Here is an 18,613-nt window from a genome sequence, read left to right as displayed (position 1 = left end):
GATTCTCACATTCTATCTTTCTCTTGAAAGTAAGCAATGTTGTCTCGAAGCCACTTTCGCTCTGACATAAATAAATTCCCTCGTTTTTTGTACACTTTATCAAATGTCTTTAAAACTTCTTCACGATCAACAAACTTATGTAAAAAACGAACACTATCGTTTTTATGATAAATATAAGGAATAATTTTATTTGTACTACTTACTACTGGTAATGTATAAATATTACTAAGCAATTCACTTAACAAAGTCGGACTGTCTTCATATTCCAAACAATCTATAAGATAATCTGCAATACAAATTTCTTTCGTATTAATAGCAAGTTTCGTCATTAAATAATAAATATCTTTCTTCATAGATACCTTTTTTGCTTTGCTTAACTTCCCCTGTAAATAAGGAAAAATTAATAAGTCATTTAACGCTTTTGCTTCATCATACGCACGATGCCATATATCTGTAGCCATCCGCCTTAATAAATCATCTATATACCCTTCCATCTCCTTCTCTCCCGTCTAAATTAAATCTATCTCTTTGCATTCTATATACGAGAGATTACTATTTCAACAGAAAAAAGAGGATGTCATAGCATCCTCTCCTGCCCTACCCTATTCCACACAAGTAAACTGTGTCCAAGCTCCTACATAATCTAGTAAGAATAACTCTTCTTCTGCAATTGTACCGACAATATTTTTCCGTTCATCTATCGGCATTTCTTTTAGAATGATTTGAAGTTCACCTTTATACTTACCAAATGAGTTGTTTCCAATTACAACTTGCCCTCTTTCCTGTAATACACTTTCGCGCACTGGGAAGTCATAGTCTTTATACTTTTTACGTACTTCTGTAGAACGCACCATATATTCTGTTATGTCGCCGCGTCTTACATGTAATTCTTGCAGTGTCGCTTTCTTCTCTACTTCAGTCGCTTCGTCTACAAAGTTTACCTTTAGCTGTAACATGTAACGATTTAAGTTTCCTAGTTTCTCTAACTCTTCTTCACTCGCATAGGCATTTCCGATAATAACGTCATCAATAAGCCCTGTCGCCCATAAGTGTTTCGCTTGTACTTCAATCGGCAAGTTACGATGCTCTTCTAGCGTACATAATCCGTCATTAATATCCCATGGACCGATGTTAGCTGCATGTGACGTAATAAATGCTGCCGTGCGAATACCGTGTTTTTTAAAGCGTTCACTACAGCGAATGAAATAATCATACGGAAGACCAGTGAATTTTTGCGGATAAAAGTTATGGCAACCAATTAAAGCTGGTTTATTTGCCTGATGCGAAAGGATATTTTCTAAGTATGCAATATCGTTACTTACATTTAACTCGATTTTTAAACCGTACGGATTATTCGTCATTTTCGCTTCAGTTAGTCCGTCAAAACCTAAATCTAAACGGATACCATCTGCACCTAACTCTGCAAAGAATGATAGATCGCTATAGCTAATACCAAGTTGATCAAATACCGCCGGAGCTACATCTAAAATAACTTCCATATTATTATCTTTTGCATGATTAATAATTTCTTTAAATTCAGCTACAATTTCTTCTTTCGGACGATTCACAGATAATAGACATGTGAATATTCTGGAAAAACCGTGGCGTGCCGCTGCCAAAATGTATGCCATATCTTTTTCTTTCGTTGAATGTTCTGGATAAAGTGAAATTCCTAATTTACGCTCCATGCTTTTGCATCTCCTTCACACGTTGTATTAATGCTATGCTCGTAAATCTATATTTTGCAGATAAACAAGTTGCACATAAAATCGTTGGTACAATAATTACGTACGGTGATTGCAATCCTAACATTACATATGCACCCATTGAACAACCGATAAATAAAACTGATACGAGTAGTAACACTAATAAAGATTTACTTTGTACCCATTTCGAATAATGGGCAATACACTGTCCGACCACGAATGTAATTAAGATGATAATTGCTCCGAGCATTCTGTTTTCTCCTCTCCTGCTAATTGTTGTTTCTCATACATTTTGAAGAATGGATAGTAAATAACGAATGAGATAACAAAGTTAACAAGTACAAGTACACCAGCCATAATTGTCCAGTCCGTACTAATCACCGCTGCAATCGGTGCTAACATCGTAAATGGCAGTTTCGCCATCATAAGTGGAATCATACCTGAAACAACTGCGAAATATGATACTGTCGTTGTCACTAACGGTGTAATAACGAACGGAATAATTAAGATTGGGTTCATTACAATTGGTGCCCCGAAAATAATTGGTTCGTTAATATTGAATAAACCTGGTACGAATGATAATCTCCCTAACTCTTTTAGGAACTTAGATTTAGAGAACATAAACATAATGACTAAAGCTAACGTTGAACCTGATCCGCCAATCCATACGAACCATTGAATGAATTGCTCTGTAAATAAGTTTGGTAACTGATGTGCATTTCCTGTAGCCGTGAACACTTCCATATTTTCAAGAATTGCTGAATCCCACATTGGACGAATAATCGGTCCTAAAATCGCAGGGCCATGTATACCGAATGACCAGAAGAACACGATTAAGAATACTGTTAATAAACCGCCGAATAAATTATTTCCTACTAATACTGATTTTAATGGTGCGATTAAATATGTAATTGTTGTATTTACATCAAATTTCAAACCGTAGCGAATGCCCCAGAATAAAAGAATAACTGCTAATGTTGGAATTAATGCTGCAAACGAATTTGAAACTGCTGGTGGTACACTATCTGGTAATTTAATCGAGATATTATGCTTAATCATAAAATGATAAATTTCTACTGCAATTAAAGCTGTAACGATTGCGCCGAATAAAGACGTTGCACTTAATGTTCCTATTGAAATGTATCTACCTGCATCAATAACACCTGGTACAGCTTTCGTAATTTGAATTGGTTCAACTGATGCTAGTAAAAAGGCGAGTACAGATAATAACCCTGCACTTAACTGATTGAGCTGATAAAAGTTCGCGAGCGAAGCCCCTACACCAAACGCTGCGTATAATGCCATTAGTCCTACTGTAAATCGGAATGGAATATCTAAAATATGGCGAAACGGTGCGATCCATTCCATATATGCATCAATTGGTAAATTTAAAAAGATGACGAAAAATGATCCGACGATCGTTAACGGTAATGTAGAAATAACCCCATTTCGAATTGCTAATAAATGTCGTTGTCCTGCAATTTTTTGCGTTGTTGGCATAATCTTTTGTTCCATAAAACTCATAAACCCATTCATCAATAGCCCTCCTCTTCCTCTCTACTATAAAAGAATGAAATAAACTTTATAACATTATAATGTTTATATTTAAAAAGATATAATTATGCTAAAACTAATTGTTCCGCTTGCTTAAGCACTTTCAAACCATCACACATTCCATAATCTCGTTGGTCTATGATCGCAACTGGTATATTGTATGAATTTGCAAGAAACTCTACAGCTGGAAATAAATATTTCACCTGTGGGCCAATTAAAACGACATCGGCTTCCTTAATTTCAAGCTTCACTAGTTCTGAATCAACTGCCTTAATTTTATAATTCTTCCCCTGTTTCTTTGCCTCTTCTTGCATTTTTCTTACGACCATACTCGTTGACATACCTGCTGCACAACATAATAAAATGTACATCTTATACTGTCACTTTCTCTTCTACTCGTTTATGAAGAGCAATAAATTCTTCAGCCAGTTCTTTTACTGTAATTGCATTCATTAAATGATCTTGCGCATGCACTAACAGTAAACTGATTTCTGCATGATTTCCTCTTGCCTCTTCTTGAATTAAATCCGTTTGAATGCGATGAGCTGATGAAATTTCCTCACTAGCAAGTTTCATCTTTTCACTGGCATTCCCGAAATCTCCTTGTCTTGCAAAAGCAATTGCTTCAAGCGCCGCACTTCTCGCATTGCCACCATGTAAAATTAATGCAAATGGAGTTTGCATATCAGCCATTTTAAATTCCCCCAAGCTATATGTTTTCTATGTTTTTATCTTATTATGAAAACGCATACAATTAAACATAAAAAACTTCCGTTATGTAACGGAAGTTTTTATATACTTTTTCAAAATGATAATAAAATCTCTTGAAAATCTTCAATTAACTCGGTCTGAGTAAGTTTCTCTATCGTAGTTTGACTAGACATAATATCATATAAAAAATCATAAAGCCTTTGCAAATCTTCATTATTATTGCGCTTTACACTAAATAAAATAATTACTTGTACTTTTTTATCTCCCCAATCAACAGCCTTTTCAAGTGTGCAAAACATCAAAAAAGTTTCCTCACTTAATAACTGCATCGGATGCGGGATTGCAACTGAATTCCCAACCGCTGTCGGAGACGTATTTTCTCTTTCCATAACAGAAGCATAAAAGTTTTTTGGTACATAGCGTTTCTCAGCAGCTTTCTCACATAAAAACTGAATAACATCCTCTTTCGTAGAAGCACTATGATTTAAAAAGATTAAATCTTCCTTAATATAAGGCTGCACACTAGTATTCACATGCGTAAACAATCGCTGACCAATCGATTTAATCTCTTTATCATCAAATATTGAATTCACTTTTATAACTGGAACAGGCAAGCCACTCGGTATATGAATCGTACTAATAATACAATCTATTTTTTCTTTATAAAGATCTTCTACTTTCAATTGATAATAGCCTGTAATACCTACAATCTCTAATTTATCTCGGAACTGTGATAAAATTTTATATTTTAATAGTTGTGCACTTCCTTGACCAGTCGCACAAACTAATAAGCATCTTTTCTTTTGATTCTGCTCCTGCAAACGGCTCATCGCTCCGCCGAAGTGAATTGCAATATAACCAATTTCACTTTCAGGAATCGATTCACCCATATATTCACCAATGATATCTCCAACAAGAACCGCAACTTCAAAAGCATACGGATAATTCTTTTTCACTTCTGCCAAAAGAGGATTCCTCGTATTTAACTTATACTTCAAACGATTTAATAACGTTTTTAAATGAATACCAAATCCAAATAATAATTCTTCATCATAATAAAAAATAAGATTCCGTTCTTCCGCTACTTTAAAAAGAATATGTTGCATAAATGCATATATATCTTTCCCTAATAGCTCTTCTACATTTTCATAGCGACCTCTCGTTGTAACAGCAGTACTTAATAAATGCATCGTCACATATAATACTTCTTCTTCTGGAAATGAAAATTTTAACTCTTTCTCTAAATCTCCTAAAATCTGCTTCGCAATTGTATATTCTTTCTTTATTATAAGTTCTGATTGCTCCGCATGTAGTCCTTTCATATAATGTTGACTTTGACAACGCTTTAATGCAATTGCAATATGAATGACTAAATTATCAATTTCTATATCAGATAAATATATTGTTCCGCCTTCAATATACTTTAATATAATTGAACGAATGAGTGATATATGAGGTAGCGATAAATATGTCTCCGTCTGCTCAAATTGCTCATGAAACGGAGTATGGTCATAACGCGGGAAACCATATTGTGATAAACAAGAACGAATATTAAATTCCTCTCCAACAATACGTATACCATAATACGGTCTCTTCTCAATTTGTAATTTATAGCGACCACATATATCTGTAACATCTTTCATAATTAAATTGACCGTTGATTTGCTCACATACATCTCTTCCGCTAATTCTGAAAGCTTCACATATTCCTCTGTCATTAAAACACGCTGCAGAATGTACGCTATTCTTTCTTCATAAGAAGTTGGGATCTTTTCCGTCTGTTTTTGAAATAGACTCACACAAAAGTCTTCAAATTTCTTCTTTTGTATAATTTCTAATTCGTACCCATTCCCTCTTTGCGATTCGATTTTCGCTCCGTTTTCTTCCAATATATCATTTAATAATTTTATATCCTTTTGAATCGTCTTCGTTGATACATGTAAACGGCCCGCTAAAAAAGCTCGATTTAACATCGATTTCTCTTCTAAAAATTCCTCTAAAATAGAAATTAATCGCTGATGCACCTTTGTCATAGCTCTTCCTCTCGCTCTTTATATATAAAGGGGGAAACGCTGCTGAAATCAGTAGTTTTTCCCCTTTATATTCTCTCTATTTCTTTAATGTGAATCCGAATTTATCCCATGCTTGTAAATAGTCTAGTAAGAAAATCTCTTCTTCTACAATTCGACCAACTACATTTGTTTTTCCTGTATTCACCATATCTTTTAATGCAATTTGTAATTCACCTTTATACTGGCCATATTGCTCATTGTCAATTAATAAATCTCCACGCTTAATTTCGCGCGTATTATGAGGTTTAAACTCTTCTTTTTTATATTTCACACGACTTTGTGTAGAACGAATCATATATTCAGATACATCTCCTCGATAAAAATGTGGTTCGTCTAATACGATAATTCTTTCTAGTTCTGTCGTTGTATCATATAGTTCTATATCAAATGCTTGTTTTTCTTTATTTAATGCACTTAGTGCTTGTAATTCTTCTTCTGACGCATATGCGTTTGCAATAATAACATCATCAATTAATTCCGTCGCGAATAAATGCTTCGCCTGTGTTGTCATCGATAATTCACGATGCTGCTCTAATGTACATAACCCTTCTGTTACTGGCCAAGGTCCGTATGTTGCATCAAATGATGAAATAAAAGCAGCCGTTCTCATACCGTAATCTTTAAATTGTTTCGAGCATTTAATGAAATGATCGTATGATAACCCTGAATAACGATGCGGATAAAAATTATGACAACCAATTAAATTTTCACGATTTGGTCTATGACTCATAATGTTATCTACATACTTCGTACCATTACTCATATTAATCTCAATTTTCAAACCATACGGATTATAAGTCATAATTGATTCTTCTAATCCTGAGAAACCGACATCTAAACGAATACCGTACGCACCTAATTCATGGAAGAATGATAAATCATTATACGAAATACCTAATTGTTCAAAAACAGATGGACTAATATCAACTAATACTTGGAACCCTAATGCATTCGCATGAGAGATCGTTTCTTTAAATTCTTCTATAATTTTCTCTTTTTCTCCATCCACAGATAATAAACATGTGAACACACGTGTAAATCCATATTTACTTGCTAATGTTAAATACTCCTTATCTTTCTCTACTGTTGAATGTTCTGGATAAATAGAAATACCTAATCGTCTCATATGTACACGCCTCTTTCTTCATCATATTGTAAACCTTTTCAAATATATGTAGTGAAAAAGTATATATCCCCTTCTTGTTCACTACTCTTTTGAATCCGCTTTCTTTAAAGAAAAAATAATTTCTATCATTCTTAACACCTACAAGTCTATACATCTATACTTTACATCTTTTTTTCATAGTTGTGTAGCTTTTACACAAATTTGTCAGTTTTTCATCTTAAAAATTGTTATCCGTTTTCAAGACACCTTCCTTGACTGTTTCATTGGCCAATACATATACTCGAAAGAAAAGAGATAAAGTGAAACTTTAATCAGTGAGGGGGGGGTTCATCCCCCACTGATTATTAGTTGAACCAATCGGGCATTTACGGGCAGTTGATCTCCCACCTAACTTCTTTGCTCCAGTCCGATTTTGAGGTGGGAGTTTTACTGCCCGTTAATAGCGGGAAAATTTTATATAGGGGATGAATATATGGGAGAAGCAATACTCGTAAAACGAGAGCCGTTATGGACAAAAGAGTTTGTTGCTTTAATTTTTGCAAACTTATGTATGTTTTTAGGGTTTCAAATGTTAATTCCAACCTTACCTGTTTATGTGAAAGAAATTGGTGGCACAAGTTCCAATATCGGATTTGTTGTCGGCATGTTTACCGTTGCGGCACTTTTTGTTAGACCGCTAACTGGGAACGCCTTGCAAAAATTTAATAAAAAAATCATTTTAATGATCGGTACTGCTATTTGTTTACTCGCTATGGGCAGTTACCTTTTCGCCTCAACAATCTTTCTCTTGCTTGCTGTTCGTATTTTACACGGAGCTGGTTTCGGTGTTACAACGACTACATATGGAACTGTCGTTTCTGATTTAATTCCCTCAGCTCGCCGCGGAGAAGGCATGGGATATTTTGGCCTTTCTGGAACAATTGCAATGGCCCTCGGTCCACTTATCGGACTATGGCTTATGCAAACATATAATTTCACAATTCTTTTTTTATGTGCATTATCGTGCACAATTGTTTCATTAATATTAACAAAGCTACTTCAAATCCAAAAAACGAAACAGCCGCCACAACAATCATCTAGTACTTTTCTCGATGGATTTATTGAGCGTAAAGCTTTACTTCCTTCATTATTAATATTATGTATTACATTAATGTACGGAGGAATCGGAAGTTTTATCACACTATTTGCTACAGAAGTCGGCATAGCTGATATTAGTCTCTTCTTTTTATGTAACGCACTAGCAATCGCTGTGACTCGTCCATTCTCTGGAAAGCTATATGATGCGAAAGGGCATACATTCGTCATCATTCCGGGAGTTATTATAACGTTTACAGGCATTATTTTATTGTCGTATACGACGACAATTCCGAGCTTAATTATTGCTGCAGCATGTTACGGAAGTGGTTTTGGAGCGATCCAACCTGCACTACAAGCATGGATGATTGACCGCGTAGCACCCCATCGACGCGGCGTAGCAACTGCTACATTTTTCTCCGCATTTGACCTTGGAATAGGCGCTGGAGCAATTATATTTGGATTTATTGCTCACTTTACAAACTATGCAACTGTATATCGTTACTCCTCTCTATTACTTATTGCTTTTCTCTTCATTTACATTACAAGCATAAGAAAACAAAAGCATGGCGATAAAAACACGGAAAAAGCTGCTGGATAATTCAGTGGCTTTTTTATCGTGTTAAAAAAATTGTTTTTCCTCGCTTTGCTATTATAAAACTACATGCATTTTCCTACATATTTTTTTAACTTTCCTCAAAAAATATACGATGAACTCGCAGACGCTTTCCTTGATATTCGACTGAACAATATTATTCTAAAAAGTGTGATTTCTTTACAAAATTAAGATTTAAATAAGATGTAAACCAATAAAATACAGCTGTTTCTTTAAGGGATTGTAAACTTTTCTTCTCTTTGTAAATTTAGTGTAAATTTTACTAGCAAACCGTTTACAGTAACTCAAGGTTCAGTTAATAATTACATCGCACATGAAATTTAAGGAGTGGAATGCGTGGAATATAATGTTCAAGATATGATCTTCCAGTTCATTGGTGGATTAGGTATTTTCTTATTCGGGATTAAATACATGGGCGATGGACTGCAACAAGCAGCTGGAGATCGTCTTCGCGATATTCTAGATCGCTTTACAACAAACCCACTAATGGGTGTACTAGCTGGTATGTTAGTTACTGTATTAATCCAATCCAGTTCAGGAACAACCGCTTTAACAGTCGGACTTGTAAGTGCCGGATTTATGACATTAAGACAAGCAATCGGTGTTATTATGGGTGCGAACATCGGTACGACGGTTACTGCATTTATTATCGGAATTAAAATCGGAGAATATGCTCTTCCAATTATGGCAGTTGGAGCAATCTTACTATTCTTCTTTAAAAATAAAAAAGTACATTCTTTAGGTCAAGTTATATTCGGTTTTGGTATGTTATTCTTCGGTTTAGAATTAATGAGCACAGGCATGAAACCTCTTCGCTCTTTAGAATCATTCCAAGAATTAACAGTTAGCATGAGTGATAATCCAATTTTAGGTATTGTTGTTGGTACAGTCTTTACTTTAATTGTACAAAGTTCAAGTGCAACAATCGGTATTTTACAAGAACTATTCGGTCAAGGTGCAATCGATTTACAAGCTGCCCTTCCTGTATTGTTTGGTGATAACATCGGTACAACAATTACAGCTGTATTAGCAGCAATCGGTACTTCAATTGCTGCAAGACGCGCAGCATTAGTTCACGTTATCTTTAATATCGTCGGTACAATCATCTTTACAATTTTATTAATACCTTTTACAAATTTAATTCTATACTTCCAAACGTCATTAAACTTGAATCCAGAAATGACAATTGCATTTGCACATGGAACGTTTAACGTAACGAATACTATTATTCAATTTCCGTTTATTGCAGTATTAGCATGGATTGTAACAAAAATTATTCGCGGGGAAGATGCAGCTATTGACTTCAAACCGCAACATTTAAATCCAATCTTTATTGAACAATCTCCTGCTATCGCATTAACAGAAGCACAAAAAGAGATTATTCGTATGGCTGAGTTTTCATTACATGGATTAAAAGAAGCAAACCAATTTTTGAACACACAAGATAAAAAACACGCTGACATGGCTACTCAATTAGAAGGAGCTATTAACAATTTAGATAAAAAAATTACCGAGTATTTAGTTTTACTATCAGAAAAGCCACTTTCACCTACGGATTCTGAAAAACATTCCGTTTTAGCAGGTGTTGTTGGAGATATTGAACGTGTGGGTGATCATGTAGAAAACCTTGTAGAACTTGTAGATTTCCAAATTTCAAACCGTGTTTCACTATCAGATGAAGCATTAGCTGAATTAAACGAAATGCTAGAATTAACTATTTCAACACTGCAAGACTCAGTTGAAGCTTTAACAAACTTCGATACTGAACTAGCTCAAACTGTTATTGCAAAAGAACGTAAAATCGATCAAATGGAACGTGTTCTTCGTAAACGTCACGTATTACGTCTGAACGAACGTAGCTGTTCAGGTGATGCAAGTATCATCTTCGTTGATATGGTAAGTAACTTAGAGCGCATTGGTGATCACGCTGTAAATATTGCTGATGGTGTTTTAGGTGAACAAGGTAAAATCAATTTAAAACAATCATTATGATAAGAAAGAGACGCTAACTTAAGCGTCTCTTTTTTCATTATATTTTAACAACTGTTCTTCCTTTTAACTTTCCTTGCAATATAAGTGCAAACTTCTTCTCTAGTTCTTCTAATGTACATTCCTCTGTATAAGATAGTAACTCTTTATTTCCCCATTCATTCGCTAAAAGCGTCCACACATCACTTCTCACATCTGCTGGACATTGCACAGAATCTATCCCTAAAAAGCTTATGCCTCGTAAAATAAACGGATATACCGTTGTTTGTAATTGCTGACCTGCCACATTACCGCATGTCGTTACACAACCACCATACTTTACTGTTTTTAAAGCTGTTTCTAACATACGTCCACCTACAGTATCGATAACCCCCGCGTATATCCCTTTTAACATTGGTCTTCCTGATTCATCATTCAATTCCGCGCGATGAATCACTTTTTTCGCGCCTAGACGTAGTAGCATATCTTCCTCTTCCATTTTCCCTGTCGCTCCTACTACGTTAAACCCTAACTTACTTAAAATGCTTACAGCTACACTCCCTACGCCGCCTGTAGCACCCGTTACTAAAACATCCCCCATACTAGGGGTTATACCTGCTCTCATAAGCTTATATACTGATAAAGCCGCTGTAAAACCTGCTGTTCCGTACATCATACTTTCCTTTAATGACATTCCCTCTGGTAAAGGGACAATCCAAGATGATGGCACGCGAATATACTCTCCGAAACCACCAGAAGTATTCATCCCTAAATCATATCCCGTTACAATGACTTGATCTCCTGCCTTAATGGTAGCATCTTTACTACTTACAACCACTCCTGCTGCATCAATTCCTGGCGTATGAGGATATGTTCTCGTAACACCTTTATTACCAGTAGCTGAAAGAGCATCTTTATAATTTAATGAAGAATAATGAACTTGTATGAATACGTCTCCCTCAGGTAAACTACTTACTTCTCTCTCAACAACTTTTCTTACAAACTGATGATTTTCCTTTTCGTTCACAATGATTGCTCGGAATGATGTATGATTCATTATGCTCTCTCCTTTATCCGTCAAATTCTTCTTTATTATATAGAAGAAATAAGTAAGCTTACTCATTTCTTCTTGGCTATATTTCAACAAATCTTACTTCCCTATCACTTTCTCATAATATATATTTTCATTTCTACTAAAAGCCCTTATACTTATTCTACATCTAAAAAATAACATATAGAAAATCTGACTTTTTATAAATAAATTGAATTTTTACGAAATGTAAATGATTTGTAATGTTTTTTTTCGCTAAATTTCATTATAATAAGTGGATATGAGTGTCGTATTTCAATCCAAATGAAGGAGTACAGGAAATGGAGCAAAACCCATCTTTGCAAGAAAATACACGCAATAAACCGAAAAAAAATAAGAAAAAAATAAAAATTATTATAAGCGCTATACTATTCGTTTTATTAATAGGCGGCGGTTATACTTGGTTTTTAGTAAATAAAGCATCTTCTGCTGTTCGAAATGCCGCACACGATTTAGCACGCGGTGATAAATCTGATTTACGTGATAAGGCTGTAAAACCTATTACAAACAATGTCTCTGTTTTAATAATGGGTGTTGATGAAAGCGATGTCCGTGGAAAAGAATATGGTGAAGCTATAAGAACAGACGCGCTTTTACTTGCAACATTTAATAAAGATAGCAAAACTGTTAAACTATTAAGTATCCCACGTGACACATATACTTATATTCCAATAGAAAAGAAAAAAGATAAAATTACACACGCTCATGCATTCGGTTCTGCTAAAAATGGAAAAAATGGTGGACCACAAGCAAGCATTGATGCAGTTGAAAAATTAATGAATGTTCCTGTTGATTATTTTGTGAAATTTAACTTTAAATCATTTATAAAAATCGTCGATGACTTGGGCGGTGTTGAAGTTGATGTACCAGTTGAATTTACTGAGCAAGATAGCAATGATAATGCTGAGGCAATTCACCTAGAAAAAGGTGTTCAAAAGTTAAATGGCGAAGAAGCTCTTGCTCTTGCTAGAACAAGACACATCGATAGTGATGCAATGCGTGGACAACGTCAACAACTCGTTATCGAGGCTATTTTAAAGAAACTAACAAGTGTTGGTTCTGTAACAAAAGTTGGCAGCATCATTGATGATATTAACGGACAATTCGTTACAAACTTAACATTTGATGATATGCTTTCATTCTATAAATATGGATCGGATTCGGAAATTGAGAAATTACAAATCCAAGGTGATGATTGCTATATGGCAAAAGGTGACGATACTTGTAGCAAATCTGCTGGTGGTGGTCGAACTTACTATTACAATCCAGATAAAAAAGAATTAGCTAATGTTACAAATGAACTTCGTACTCATCTTGGACTACCTGCATATACAAAGTCTGACTCAGACTCTGATTCGAAAAAGACAAAAGAATCTAAGTCTGAAAATAAGAACGAGCACAAATCAAGCAAAAATGAAAATAGTAGTGAAGGTACAGAAACATCGTCTAATGACAATGAATAATATAGAAGCGGTTCTCTATGGAGGTAGAGAACCGCTTCTTTTTATTCTTCCAAATACAAAAATCAGAACTTTCTAACTATCTTTTTTAATATTTTTAAATTATAATAAATAGTAGCAATCTATTCCAATTATCAGGGGGCTCATACATATGAAAGCTGCAGTAAAACATAACATCTCAGATTTTAAAGACTACTTAAAATCCAACGATATATACATGGAAGAAAATATAGATGAAAATGATGGCTCTGTTCATTTTTCAGTAGGATTAGAGACTGAAGCTGGCGCAAAAATTCAACTTATCGCTGCTTTCCAAAACGAACATCCTACGGTGGATATATACTGCTTCAATGTTGCTCACGTGCCTGATGCAACATCAACAAATGATATTTTACATGTCATCAATGAATTAAATACATCTTATCGCTTTGCAAAATTCACATTAAACAAGCAAAATGCAATTGATATTTCAACATCTCTTGCATTCTCAGAACCAAATTTTAATCCAGCACTTGTCTTTGAACATACAAGAATGCTATATAAATTAGCAAATGACGAGTATAAAAACTTAATGAAAGTTATTTGGGCATAAATTAAAACTATAATCCGTGGGGTTTACGGGTAATAAATAAAAGGATGGGCTGTAAGCAGCACCATCCTTTTATTTTGATAGCATATCGACCCACATTTTAACAGCGGTGCCTACAATTAAAATCGATAACATATATTGTAGTGCTTTTTGATTTATCCTCTTCCCGACTCGTGCTCCAAGTGGCGCAGCAAATATACTTGCAACCGCAATAATTAGAGCTGGAATCACAACTACTTGTCCAGTAATCATTTTTCCAGTCGTAATCCCTACTGAAGAAATAAACCTAATAGCGATAGATGTTGCTATCGTCATGCGCAATGGTAATTTTAAAATAACTAGCATAATAGGAACTAAAAGAAATGCACCGCCAGCTCCAATAATGCCCGAAACACCTCCTACAATAAACGCTAACACACTTGCTAACCATTTATTATAATTAATTGCTCCGCTATTATTTTTCTTCGGTACAAACATCATCATAGCTGCAATGGTCGCTAATACTGTATAAACAACATTTACAGCATGTTCATCTAATAGATTTGCACTAAAACTTCCTATAAAACTTCCTATTAATATACTAGCTCCCATATACACAACTAACGTTTTATTCATATCAGTACTTTTCCGATATGCCCACGCACCTGCAAAAGTTGCAAAGAATACTTGTACCGCTGTAATACCGCTCACTTCATGAGACGTATAGCCAGTAAATCCTAACAGTACTGGAATGTATAAAATCATTGGATAGTTAATAATTGCACCGCCAATTCCAACCATTCCTGATATAAACGATCCTATAAACCCAATTATAAAAAGTAATAATACTAAACTCACCTTACATCCCCCTCCTTCTAAAAAGAAGGTGATTTAAATGAATAAGTTCACATTCCCATCCGAAGCATCTGCTAAATATGCCCCTACACCTGCAAACTCTACCCCTTCCATAATCTCTTCCTCTTTTAACCCTAATAAATCTACTGTCATTTGACAAGCTACAAGTTTAATCCCCTGTTCCTTTGCCAAATCAATTAAATCTGGCAAAGGCATTGCATTATGTTTTTTCATAATGCCTTTAATCATCTTTGGTCCCATACCAGCAAAATTCATTTTAGATAACCCCATCTTATCAGCACCGCGTGGCATCATTTTTCCAAATACTTTTTCTATAAATGTTTTCTTTACATTCACATGTTCATCTTTCCTTAAAGCATTTAATCCCCAGAAAGTATGAAAAATAGTTACCTCTTGATCATACGCCGCTGCACCATTTGCAATAATATAAGCAGCCATTGCTTTATCGTAATCTCCGCTAAATAACACGATTGTCGTTTTCTTCTGTTGTTCCATATTGTTCTCCCTCCAATTACCTATAGGGGTATTTTTTTATTTATAAAAAATTGTTTCTCCCTATTCTACTTTTCCTTCCCAAGCTAACATACCGCCTACCATATTGATTACTCGAAAACCGTAACTTTCTAAAAATTGAACAGCTCTTGCACTTCTCCCGCCTGAACGACAAACGATAATATATTCCTGATTTTTATTTAATTCATGCATACGAAACTCTAATAGTCCTAGTGGAATATTACATGCTTCTGGAATTTTCCCTTCAGCTACTTCTTCTACTTCACGTACGTCCACAATATTTACCACTTCTTTACGCAACAATTTTTCTTCTAATTCTTTTGTAGTCATTTCTTTCATTTTAAAGTCCCTCCTCACAAACTATTCATACCACCTGAAACGTTTATTACTTGCTGAAACCCTAGTTTTTTCAATATCTTTGCTGCTTGCTTACTTCTCATTCCACTTTGGCAAATAACGATTACTTCCTTATTCTTATCTAATTGATTCGCCTTGCTTGCTAGATCATTTAGGGGGATATTTTGAAAGCCTTCCGTATGATTCCCTCTATATTCACCTACTGTACGGACATCAATAAAATACTTCCCCTTTTTTCCCACTATACTTTTCAATTCTTTGCCATTTATATTTTGAACACCTTTCACTGGTAAAAATCGTGAAATAACAAACCATGCAGCAAGTACAATGAAAAGCGTACTTAATATTGTGTTCATATAACCAACCTCTCTATATTTACAAAACTATTGCTTCACTACGCCTTCTTAATCCAAAACTTCAGCACATCAGCTTCTTCTACATGCTTTACGATGTCATGACCAGTTTTATTTGCCCACGCTGGAATATCTTTCACTGATCCTTTATCCGTTACCTGTATTTCTAACACTTCTCCAGTTTGTAAAGTATCCATCGCTTTCTTCGTTCTTACAATCGGTATTGGACATGCTAATCCTTTCGCATCTAATACTTGTTTTACATTCATCATCTATTCCTCCATGTTTTATTTATTTTATTATTCATGAACTGCACAACGATTTGGACCAATCTCCATTTCACGTTCTTCCTCTGCACTCGGATGAATTTTACCCATATTCGTTTGACGAATTTCTTCGTAAGCATTTGGCTGAGGTGGTAAATTCTCCGTTACAACTTTACGAAACTCTCCCTCATCCTCAATATTTAATCCTGCATTATACGCAAATAAATCTTTTAATTTAGCACTAACAATACCACTCTCGTCCATTTCACTTATTTTTGAATAATGAGCCGGTAACACAACTAAGTTTTGAGATAGTTCTTTATATCGGCTATACAAAGTAGTACGTAAATCACTTACCCAATCTTCAGCTTTCCCAGCAAGGTCTGGACGTCCAATTGAATCTACAAATAAAATATCACCTGATAATAAATAGGAATCATCTACAATAAATGACGTACTCCCAATCGTATGCCCCGGTGAGTATAATGCGTCAATTTCAATTTTAGTACCCCCCACCGTAATAACAGATCCTTCAACAAGCGGTTTATATGAGAACACAACCTCCTCTGCATCTTTTGGCGGCAACCAATACGTACCACCTACTTTTTCCGCTAACTTACGTCCGCCAGAAATATGGTCTGCATGTAAATGTGTATCCATTACATTCGTAATCGTAACGCCATGCTCTTTCGCAAACTCTTCGTATGCTTCAACTGTTCTTACTGCATCAATAACTGCTGCTTCACCGTTTGAAATAACCATATATGATAAGCAACCTTTTCCAAGACGGTTAAACTGATACATAATTCCGCCATCTTTTAAATCTCCCACTTTTATAGGCTTTACATATTCACTCCAAGCCTTCATACCACCAGATAAATAATAAATATTTTCTAATCCAGCCTCTGTTAATTGCTCTGCCACAAATATAGAAGATCCTTCTTTTGCACATACTACTAAAACATCTTTATCTTTAGGTAGTTCACCGATAATATGATCTACCCCCTCTAATAAATCAAAGTACGGTACATTTATTGAAGTAACTTCTTTTCCTTCAATTTTCCAATCTTCATAATCCGTCTCATTACGAACATCTAAAATAAACAACTCCCCGAATAAAACTTTCTCTGCAACATCTTTTGCTTGTAATGCTTTAACACTCATCTAATTACCCCCATAGGTATGTTTTTGTTTAAAAAATTTTATCCCGCTTTAATGGGCAGTAAGACCCCACTGATTAAAGTTTCACTTTATTTTTCCACATTCCCTTGCCACTCTAACATGCCTGGAATGACATTTTTCACATTTGCATAACCTTTCTCTTTCAACATGTGGCAAGCTACATCACTACGGTTGCCAGTTCGGCAAACAACATAAATTTGCTTCGTTTGATCTAACACTGCACTGTCTAATTCTCCTAACGGTATGGAAACAGCCGATGGAATATGACCAAAAGCGAATTCCGCCGCTTCACGAACATCTACTACAATACACTCTTGACCACTTAATACTATCTCTTCCACTTCCGAATTCGTAATTGTATGAGGATATTTCACTATTTCATTCATTTCATGCTCATTTGCTTTTCTAACGTAATGCATCAATACATCACCTTCATGTTTCGTCCCGATATATTGATGACCTACTTTACTCGCCCAACTTTGTATATCCACAATAGACCCTTTATCTGTTGCCTGAACCTCAATCACTTGCCCTGACGTCAATCCTTCCATCGCCTTCTTCGTCTTTACAATCGGCATCGGACAAGCCAAACCTTTACAATCTAGATTCATATCCACTTTTATACTCATAGTCGATTCCTCCATAATTTATATACATATACCTGTACGGGTATATGGAAGTGTTTTTGAAAATCTGTCAACAATTATGTTTGACAGATTATCGGCTTTTTACAAGTAATTGAACAGCTTCTTTAATTAATTCTTCATTTGAACCATTACCGCTTTCAAACTGCTCACGCAAACATTGCTCTAAATTTGTCCCAACAACAAGTCCAATTGTACGATCAAGTGCAGAACGAGATGCCGTTAACTGTGTAATAACCTCTCGGCAATCTTTTCCTTCTTCCATCATACGAAGCACACCGCGAACTTGCCCTTCAATACGTTTTAATCTATTTTTCATGTCTTGATTATATTCCATTGTATAATCACCTCATTACCATTATGTCACTATTTATAACCTATGACAATATATTATACCCTATAGGGTATTTTGTAAACCCTATTTTTAATTTTCACCTTATATGTTCACAAAACAAAAAGTAAAACCTTAATCTATAG

The 18,613-nt window shown here is 35.0% G+C and carries 21 protein-coding genes; 4 read left to right on the top strand and 17 right to left on the bottom strand.

Annotated elements, in window-relative coordinates; all coding sequences use genetic code 11:
- Positions 1-5: 5 nt before the first annotated feature.
- The 8 genes from AXW78_RS04010 to AXW78_RS03975 form a co-directional block, all read right to left on the bottom strand.
- Entirely contained in the window at positions 6-494 is a 489-nt protein-coding gene (locus AXW78_RS04010) for a hypothetical protein (RefSeq protein WP_000399415.1), read from the bottom strand.
- Positions 495-602: 108 nt separating this feature from the next.
- Positions 603-1,688, bottom strand: a complete 1,086-nt coding sequence (locus tag AXW78_RS04005) for a DUF871 domain-containing protein (protein WP_000440029.1) — start codon at positions 1,686-1,688, stop codon at positions 603-605.
- Positions 1,678-1,956 carry a hypothetical protein gene (locus AXW78_RS04000; RefSeq protein WP_061883800.1) on the bottom strand — a complete coding sequence of 93 codons (279 nt, stop codon included), beginning with the start codon at positions 1,954-1,956 and terminating at the stop codon, positions 1,678-1,680. The genes AXW78_RS04005 and AXW78_RS04000 overlap by 11 nt, the downstream gene beginning before the upstream one ends.
- Positions 1,932-3,242 carry a PTS sugar transporter subunit IIC gene (locus AXW78_RS03995; RefSeq protein WP_001013044.1) on the bottom strand — a complete coding sequence of 437 codons (1,311 nt, stop codon included), beginning with the start codon at positions 3,240-3,242 and terminating at the stop codon, positions 1,932-1,934. The genes AXW78_RS04000 and AXW78_RS03995 overlap by 25 nt, the downstream gene beginning before the upstream one ends.
- An 83-nt stretch (positions 3,243-3,325) precedes the next feature.
- Entirely contained in the window at positions 3,326-3,631 is a 306-nt protein-coding gene (locus tag AXW78_RS03990; RefSeq protein WP_000275642.1) for a PTS sugar transporter subunit IIB, read from the bottom strand.
- 1 nt (position 3,632) lies between these two features.
- Positions 3,633-3,953 (bottom strand): PTS lactose/cellobiose transporter subunit IIA, encoded by a 321-nt coding sequence (locus tag AXW78_RS03985; RefSeq protein ID WP_000774633.1) that lies wholly within the window; start codon positions 3,951-3,953, stop codon positions 3,633-3,635.
- A 110-nt stretch (positions 3,954-4,063) separates the two neighbouring features.
- A complete protein-coding gene (locus AXW78_RS03980; protein ID WP_000169787.1) occupies positions 4,064-6,004 on the bottom strand; it encodes a BglG family transcription antiterminator in 1,941 nt (646 codons plus the stop codon).
- 76 nt (positions 6,005-6,080) lie between these two features.
- Positions 6,081-7,169, bottom strand: a complete 1,089-nt coding sequence (locus tag AXW78_RS03975; protein ID WP_001253356.1) for a DUF871 domain-containing protein — start codon at positions 7,167-7,169, stop codon at positions 6,081-6,083.
- 472 nt (positions 7,170-7,641) lie between these two features.
- On the opposite strand from AXW78_RS03975, the gene AXW78_RS03970 reads away from it, so the two are divergent.
- The gene (locus AXW78_RS03970) at positions 7,642-8,844 is read left to right on the top strand and encodes an MFS transporter (RefSeq protein WP_000503246.1); all 1,203 of its coding nucleotides are present in this window, start codon (positions 7,642-7,644) and stop codon (positions 8,842-8,844) included.
- Positions 8,845-9,195: 351 nt separating this feature from the next.
- Positions 9,196-10,851 (top strand): Na/Pi cotransporter family protein, encoded by a 1,656-nt coding sequence (locus tag AXW78_RS03965; RefSeq protein ID WP_000456252.1) that lies wholly within the window; start codon positions 9,196-9,198, stop codon positions 10,849-10,851.
- A gap of 37 nt (positions 10,852-10,888) precedes the next feature.
- On the opposite strand, the gene AXW78_RS03960 is transcribed toward AXW78_RS03965, so the two are convergent.
- A complete protein-coding gene (locus tag AXW78_RS03960) occupies positions 10,889-11,884 on the bottom strand; it encodes a YhdH/YhfP family quinone oxidoreductase (RefSeq protein WP_001016953.1) in 996 nt (331 codons plus the stop codon).
- A gap of 314 nt (positions 11,885-12,198) precedes the next feature.
- Here AXW78_RS03960 and AXW78_RS03955 point away from each other — a divergent pair, with 314 nt between their 5' ends.
- Together AXW78_RS03955 and AXW78_RS03950 are read left to right on the top strand one after the other, a co-directional pair.
- The gene (locus AXW78_RS03955) at positions 12,199-13,380 is read left to right on the top strand and encodes an LCP family protein (RefSeq protein ID WP_000437394.1); all 1,182 of its coding nucleotides are present in this window, start codon (positions 12,199-12,201) and stop codon (positions 13,378-13,380) included.
- A gap of 148 nt (positions 13,381-13,528) precedes the next feature.
- Positions 13,529-13,969: a hypothetical protein gene (locus tag AXW78_RS03950; RefSeq protein ID WP_000642362.1), complete on the top strand. Its 441-nt coding sequence runs from the start codon at positions 13,529-13,531 to the stop codon at positions 13,967-13,969.
- Between the two features lie 69 nt (positions 13,970-14,038).
- Here the strand turns inward: AXW78_RS03950 and AXW78_RS03945 are convergent, their stop codons facing one another.
- The 8 genes from AXW78_RS03945 to AXW78_RS03910 form a co-directional block, all read right to left on the bottom strand.
- Positions 14,039-14,803: a sulfite exporter TauE/SafE family protein gene (locus AXW78_RS03945; protein WP_061883799.1), complete on the bottom strand. Its 765-nt coding sequence runs from the start codon at positions 14,801-14,803 to the stop codon at positions 14,039-14,041.
- Between the two features lie 33 nt (positions 14,804-14,836).
- Positions 14,837-15,316, bottom strand: coding sequence for a DsrE/DsrF/DrsH-like family protein (locus AXW78_RS03940; protein WP_000437741.1), 480 nt, complete (start codon positions 15,314-15,316; stop codon positions 14,837-14,839).
- Between the two features lie 60 nt (positions 15,317-15,376).
- Positions 15,377-15,673 carry a rhodanese-like domain-containing protein gene (locus AXW78_RS03935; protein ID WP_000661812.1) on the bottom strand — a complete coding sequence of 99 codons (297 nt, stop codon included), beginning with the start codon at positions 15,671-15,673 and terminating at the stop codon, positions 15,377-15,379.
- 14 nt (positions 15,674-15,687) lie between these two features.
- Positions 15,688-16,047, bottom strand: coding sequence for a rhodanese-like domain-containing protein (locus AXW78_RS03930; RefSeq protein ID WP_061883798.1), 360 nt, complete (start codon positions 16,045-16,047; stop codon positions 15,688-15,690).
- Between the two features lie 38 nt (positions 16,048-16,085).
- Positions 16,086-16,316, bottom strand: coding sequence for a sulfurtransferase TusA family protein (locus AXW78_RS03925; RefSeq protein ID WP_002163852.1), 231 nt, complete (start codon positions 16,314-16,316; stop codon positions 16,086-16,088).
- Between the two features lie 27 nt (positions 16,317-16,343).
- The gene (locus tag AXW78_RS03920; RefSeq protein ID WP_000111566.1) at positions 16,344-17,474 is read right to left on the bottom strand and encodes an MBL fold metallo-hydrolase; all 1,131 of its coding nucleotides are present in this window, start codon (positions 17,472-17,474) and stop codon (positions 16,344-16,346) included.
- Positions 17,475-17,560: 86 nt separating this feature from the next.
- Complete coding sequence (locus tag AXW78_RS03915) at positions 17,561-18,136, bottom strand: sulfurtransferase TusA family protein (protein WP_102947847.1); 576 nt, start codon at positions 18,134-18,136, stop codon at positions 17,561-17,563.
- 73 nt (positions 18,137-18,209) lie between these two features.
- The gene (locus AXW78_RS03910) at positions 18,210-18,473 is read right to left on the bottom strand and encodes a metal-sensitive transcriptional regulator (protein WP_000456206.1); all 264 of its coding nucleotides are present in this window, start codon (positions 18,471-18,473) and stop codon (positions 18,210-18,212) included.
- Between the last annotated feature and the right edge of the window lie 140 nt (positions 18,474-18,613).

Origin of the sequence: Bacillus thuringiensis (assembly GCF_001595725.1) — a bacterium.
Classification (GTDB): Bacteria; Bacillota; Bacilli; order Bacillales; family Bacillaceae_G; genus Bacillus_A; species Bacillus_A thuringiensis_K.
The sequence above is the reverse complement of the archived record's forward strand: the minus strand, read 5'-3'. Positions and strand labels throughout refer to the sequence as shown.

What these genes read in the sequence shown, in the direction of transcription:
- AXW78_RS04010 (WP_000399415.1), bottom strand. Translation starts at nt 494, where the DNA reads ATGGAAGGGTATATAGATGATTTATTAAGGCGGATGGCTACAGATATA.
- AXW78_RS04005 (WP_000440029.1), bottom strand. Translation starts at nt 1,688, where the DNA reads ATGGAGCGTAAATTAGGAATTTCACTTTATCCAGAACATTCAACGAAA.
- AXW78_RS04000 (WP_061883800.1), bottom strand. Translation starts at nt 1,956, where the DNA reads ATGCTCGGAGCAATTATCATCTTAATTACATTCGTGGTCGGACAGTGT.
- AXW78_RS03995 (WP_001013044.1), bottom strand. Translation starts at nt 3,242, where the DNA reads ATGAATGGGTTTATGAGTTTTATGGAACAAAAGATTATGCCAACAACG.
- AXW78_RS03990 (WP_000275642.1), bottom strand. Translation starts at nt 3,631, where the DNA reads ATGTACATTTTATTATGTTGTGCAGCAGGTATGTCAACGAGTATGGTC.
- AXW78_RS03985 (WP_000774633.1), bottom strand. Translation starts at nt 3,953, where the DNA reads ATGGCTGATATGCAAACTCCATTTGCATTAATTTTACATGGTGGCAAT.
- AXW78_RS03980 (WP_000169787.1), bottom strand. Translation starts at nt 6,004, where the DNA reads ATGACAAAGGTGCATCAGCGATTAATTTCTATTTTAGAGGAATTTTTA.
- AXW78_RS03975 (WP_001253356.1), bottom strand. Translation starts at nt 7,169, where the DNA reads ATGAGACGATTAGGTATTTCTATTTATCCAGAACATTCAACAGTAGAG.
- AXW78_RS03970 (WP_000503246.1), top strand. Translation starts at nt 7,642, where the DNA reads ATGGGAGAAGCAATACTCGTAAAACGAGAGCCGTTATGGACAAAAGAG.
- AXW78_RS03960 (WP_001016953.1), bottom strand. Translation starts at nt 11,884, where the DNA reads ATGAATCATACATCATTCCGAGCAATCATTGTGAACGAAAAGGAAAAT.
- AXW78_RS03955 (WP_000437394.1), top strand. Translation starts at nt 12,199, where the DNA reads ATGGAGCAAAACCCATCTTTGCAAGAAAATACACGCAATAAACCGAAA.
- AXW78_RS03950 (WP_000642362.1), top strand. Translation starts at nt 13,529, where the DNA reads ATGAAAGCTGCAGTAAAACATAACATCTCAGATTTTAAAGACTACTTA.
- AXW78_RS03940 (WP_000437741.1), bottom strand. Translation starts at nt 15,316, where the DNA reads ATGGAACAACAGAAGAAAACGACAATCGTGTTATTTAGCGGAGATTAC.
- AXW78_RS03935 (WP_000661812.1), bottom strand. Translation starts at nt 15,673, where the DNA reads ATGAAAGAAATGACTACAAAAGAATTAGAAGAAAAATTGTTGCGTAAA.
- AXW78_RS03930 (WP_061883798.1), bottom strand. Translation starts at nt 16,047, where the DNA reads ATGAACACAATATTAAGTACGCTTTTCATTGTACTTGCTGCATGGTTT.
- AXW78_RS03925 (WP_002163852.1), bottom strand. Translation starts at nt 16,316, where the DNA reads ATGATGAATGTAAAACAAGTATTAGATGCGAAAGGATTAGCATGTCCA.
- AXW78_RS03920 (WP_000111566.1), bottom strand. Translation starts at nt 17,474, where the DNA reads ATGAGTGTTAAAGCATTACAAGCAAAAGATGTTGCAGAGAAAGTTTTA.
- AXW78_RS03915 (WP_102947847.1), bottom strand. Translation starts at nt 18,136, where the DNA reads ATGGAGGAATCGACTATGAGTATAAAAGTGGATATGAATCTAGATTGT.
- AXW78_RS03910 (WP_000456206.1), bottom strand. Translation starts at nt 18,473, where the DNA reads ATGGAATATAATCAAGACATGAAAAATAGATTAAAACGTATTGAAGGG.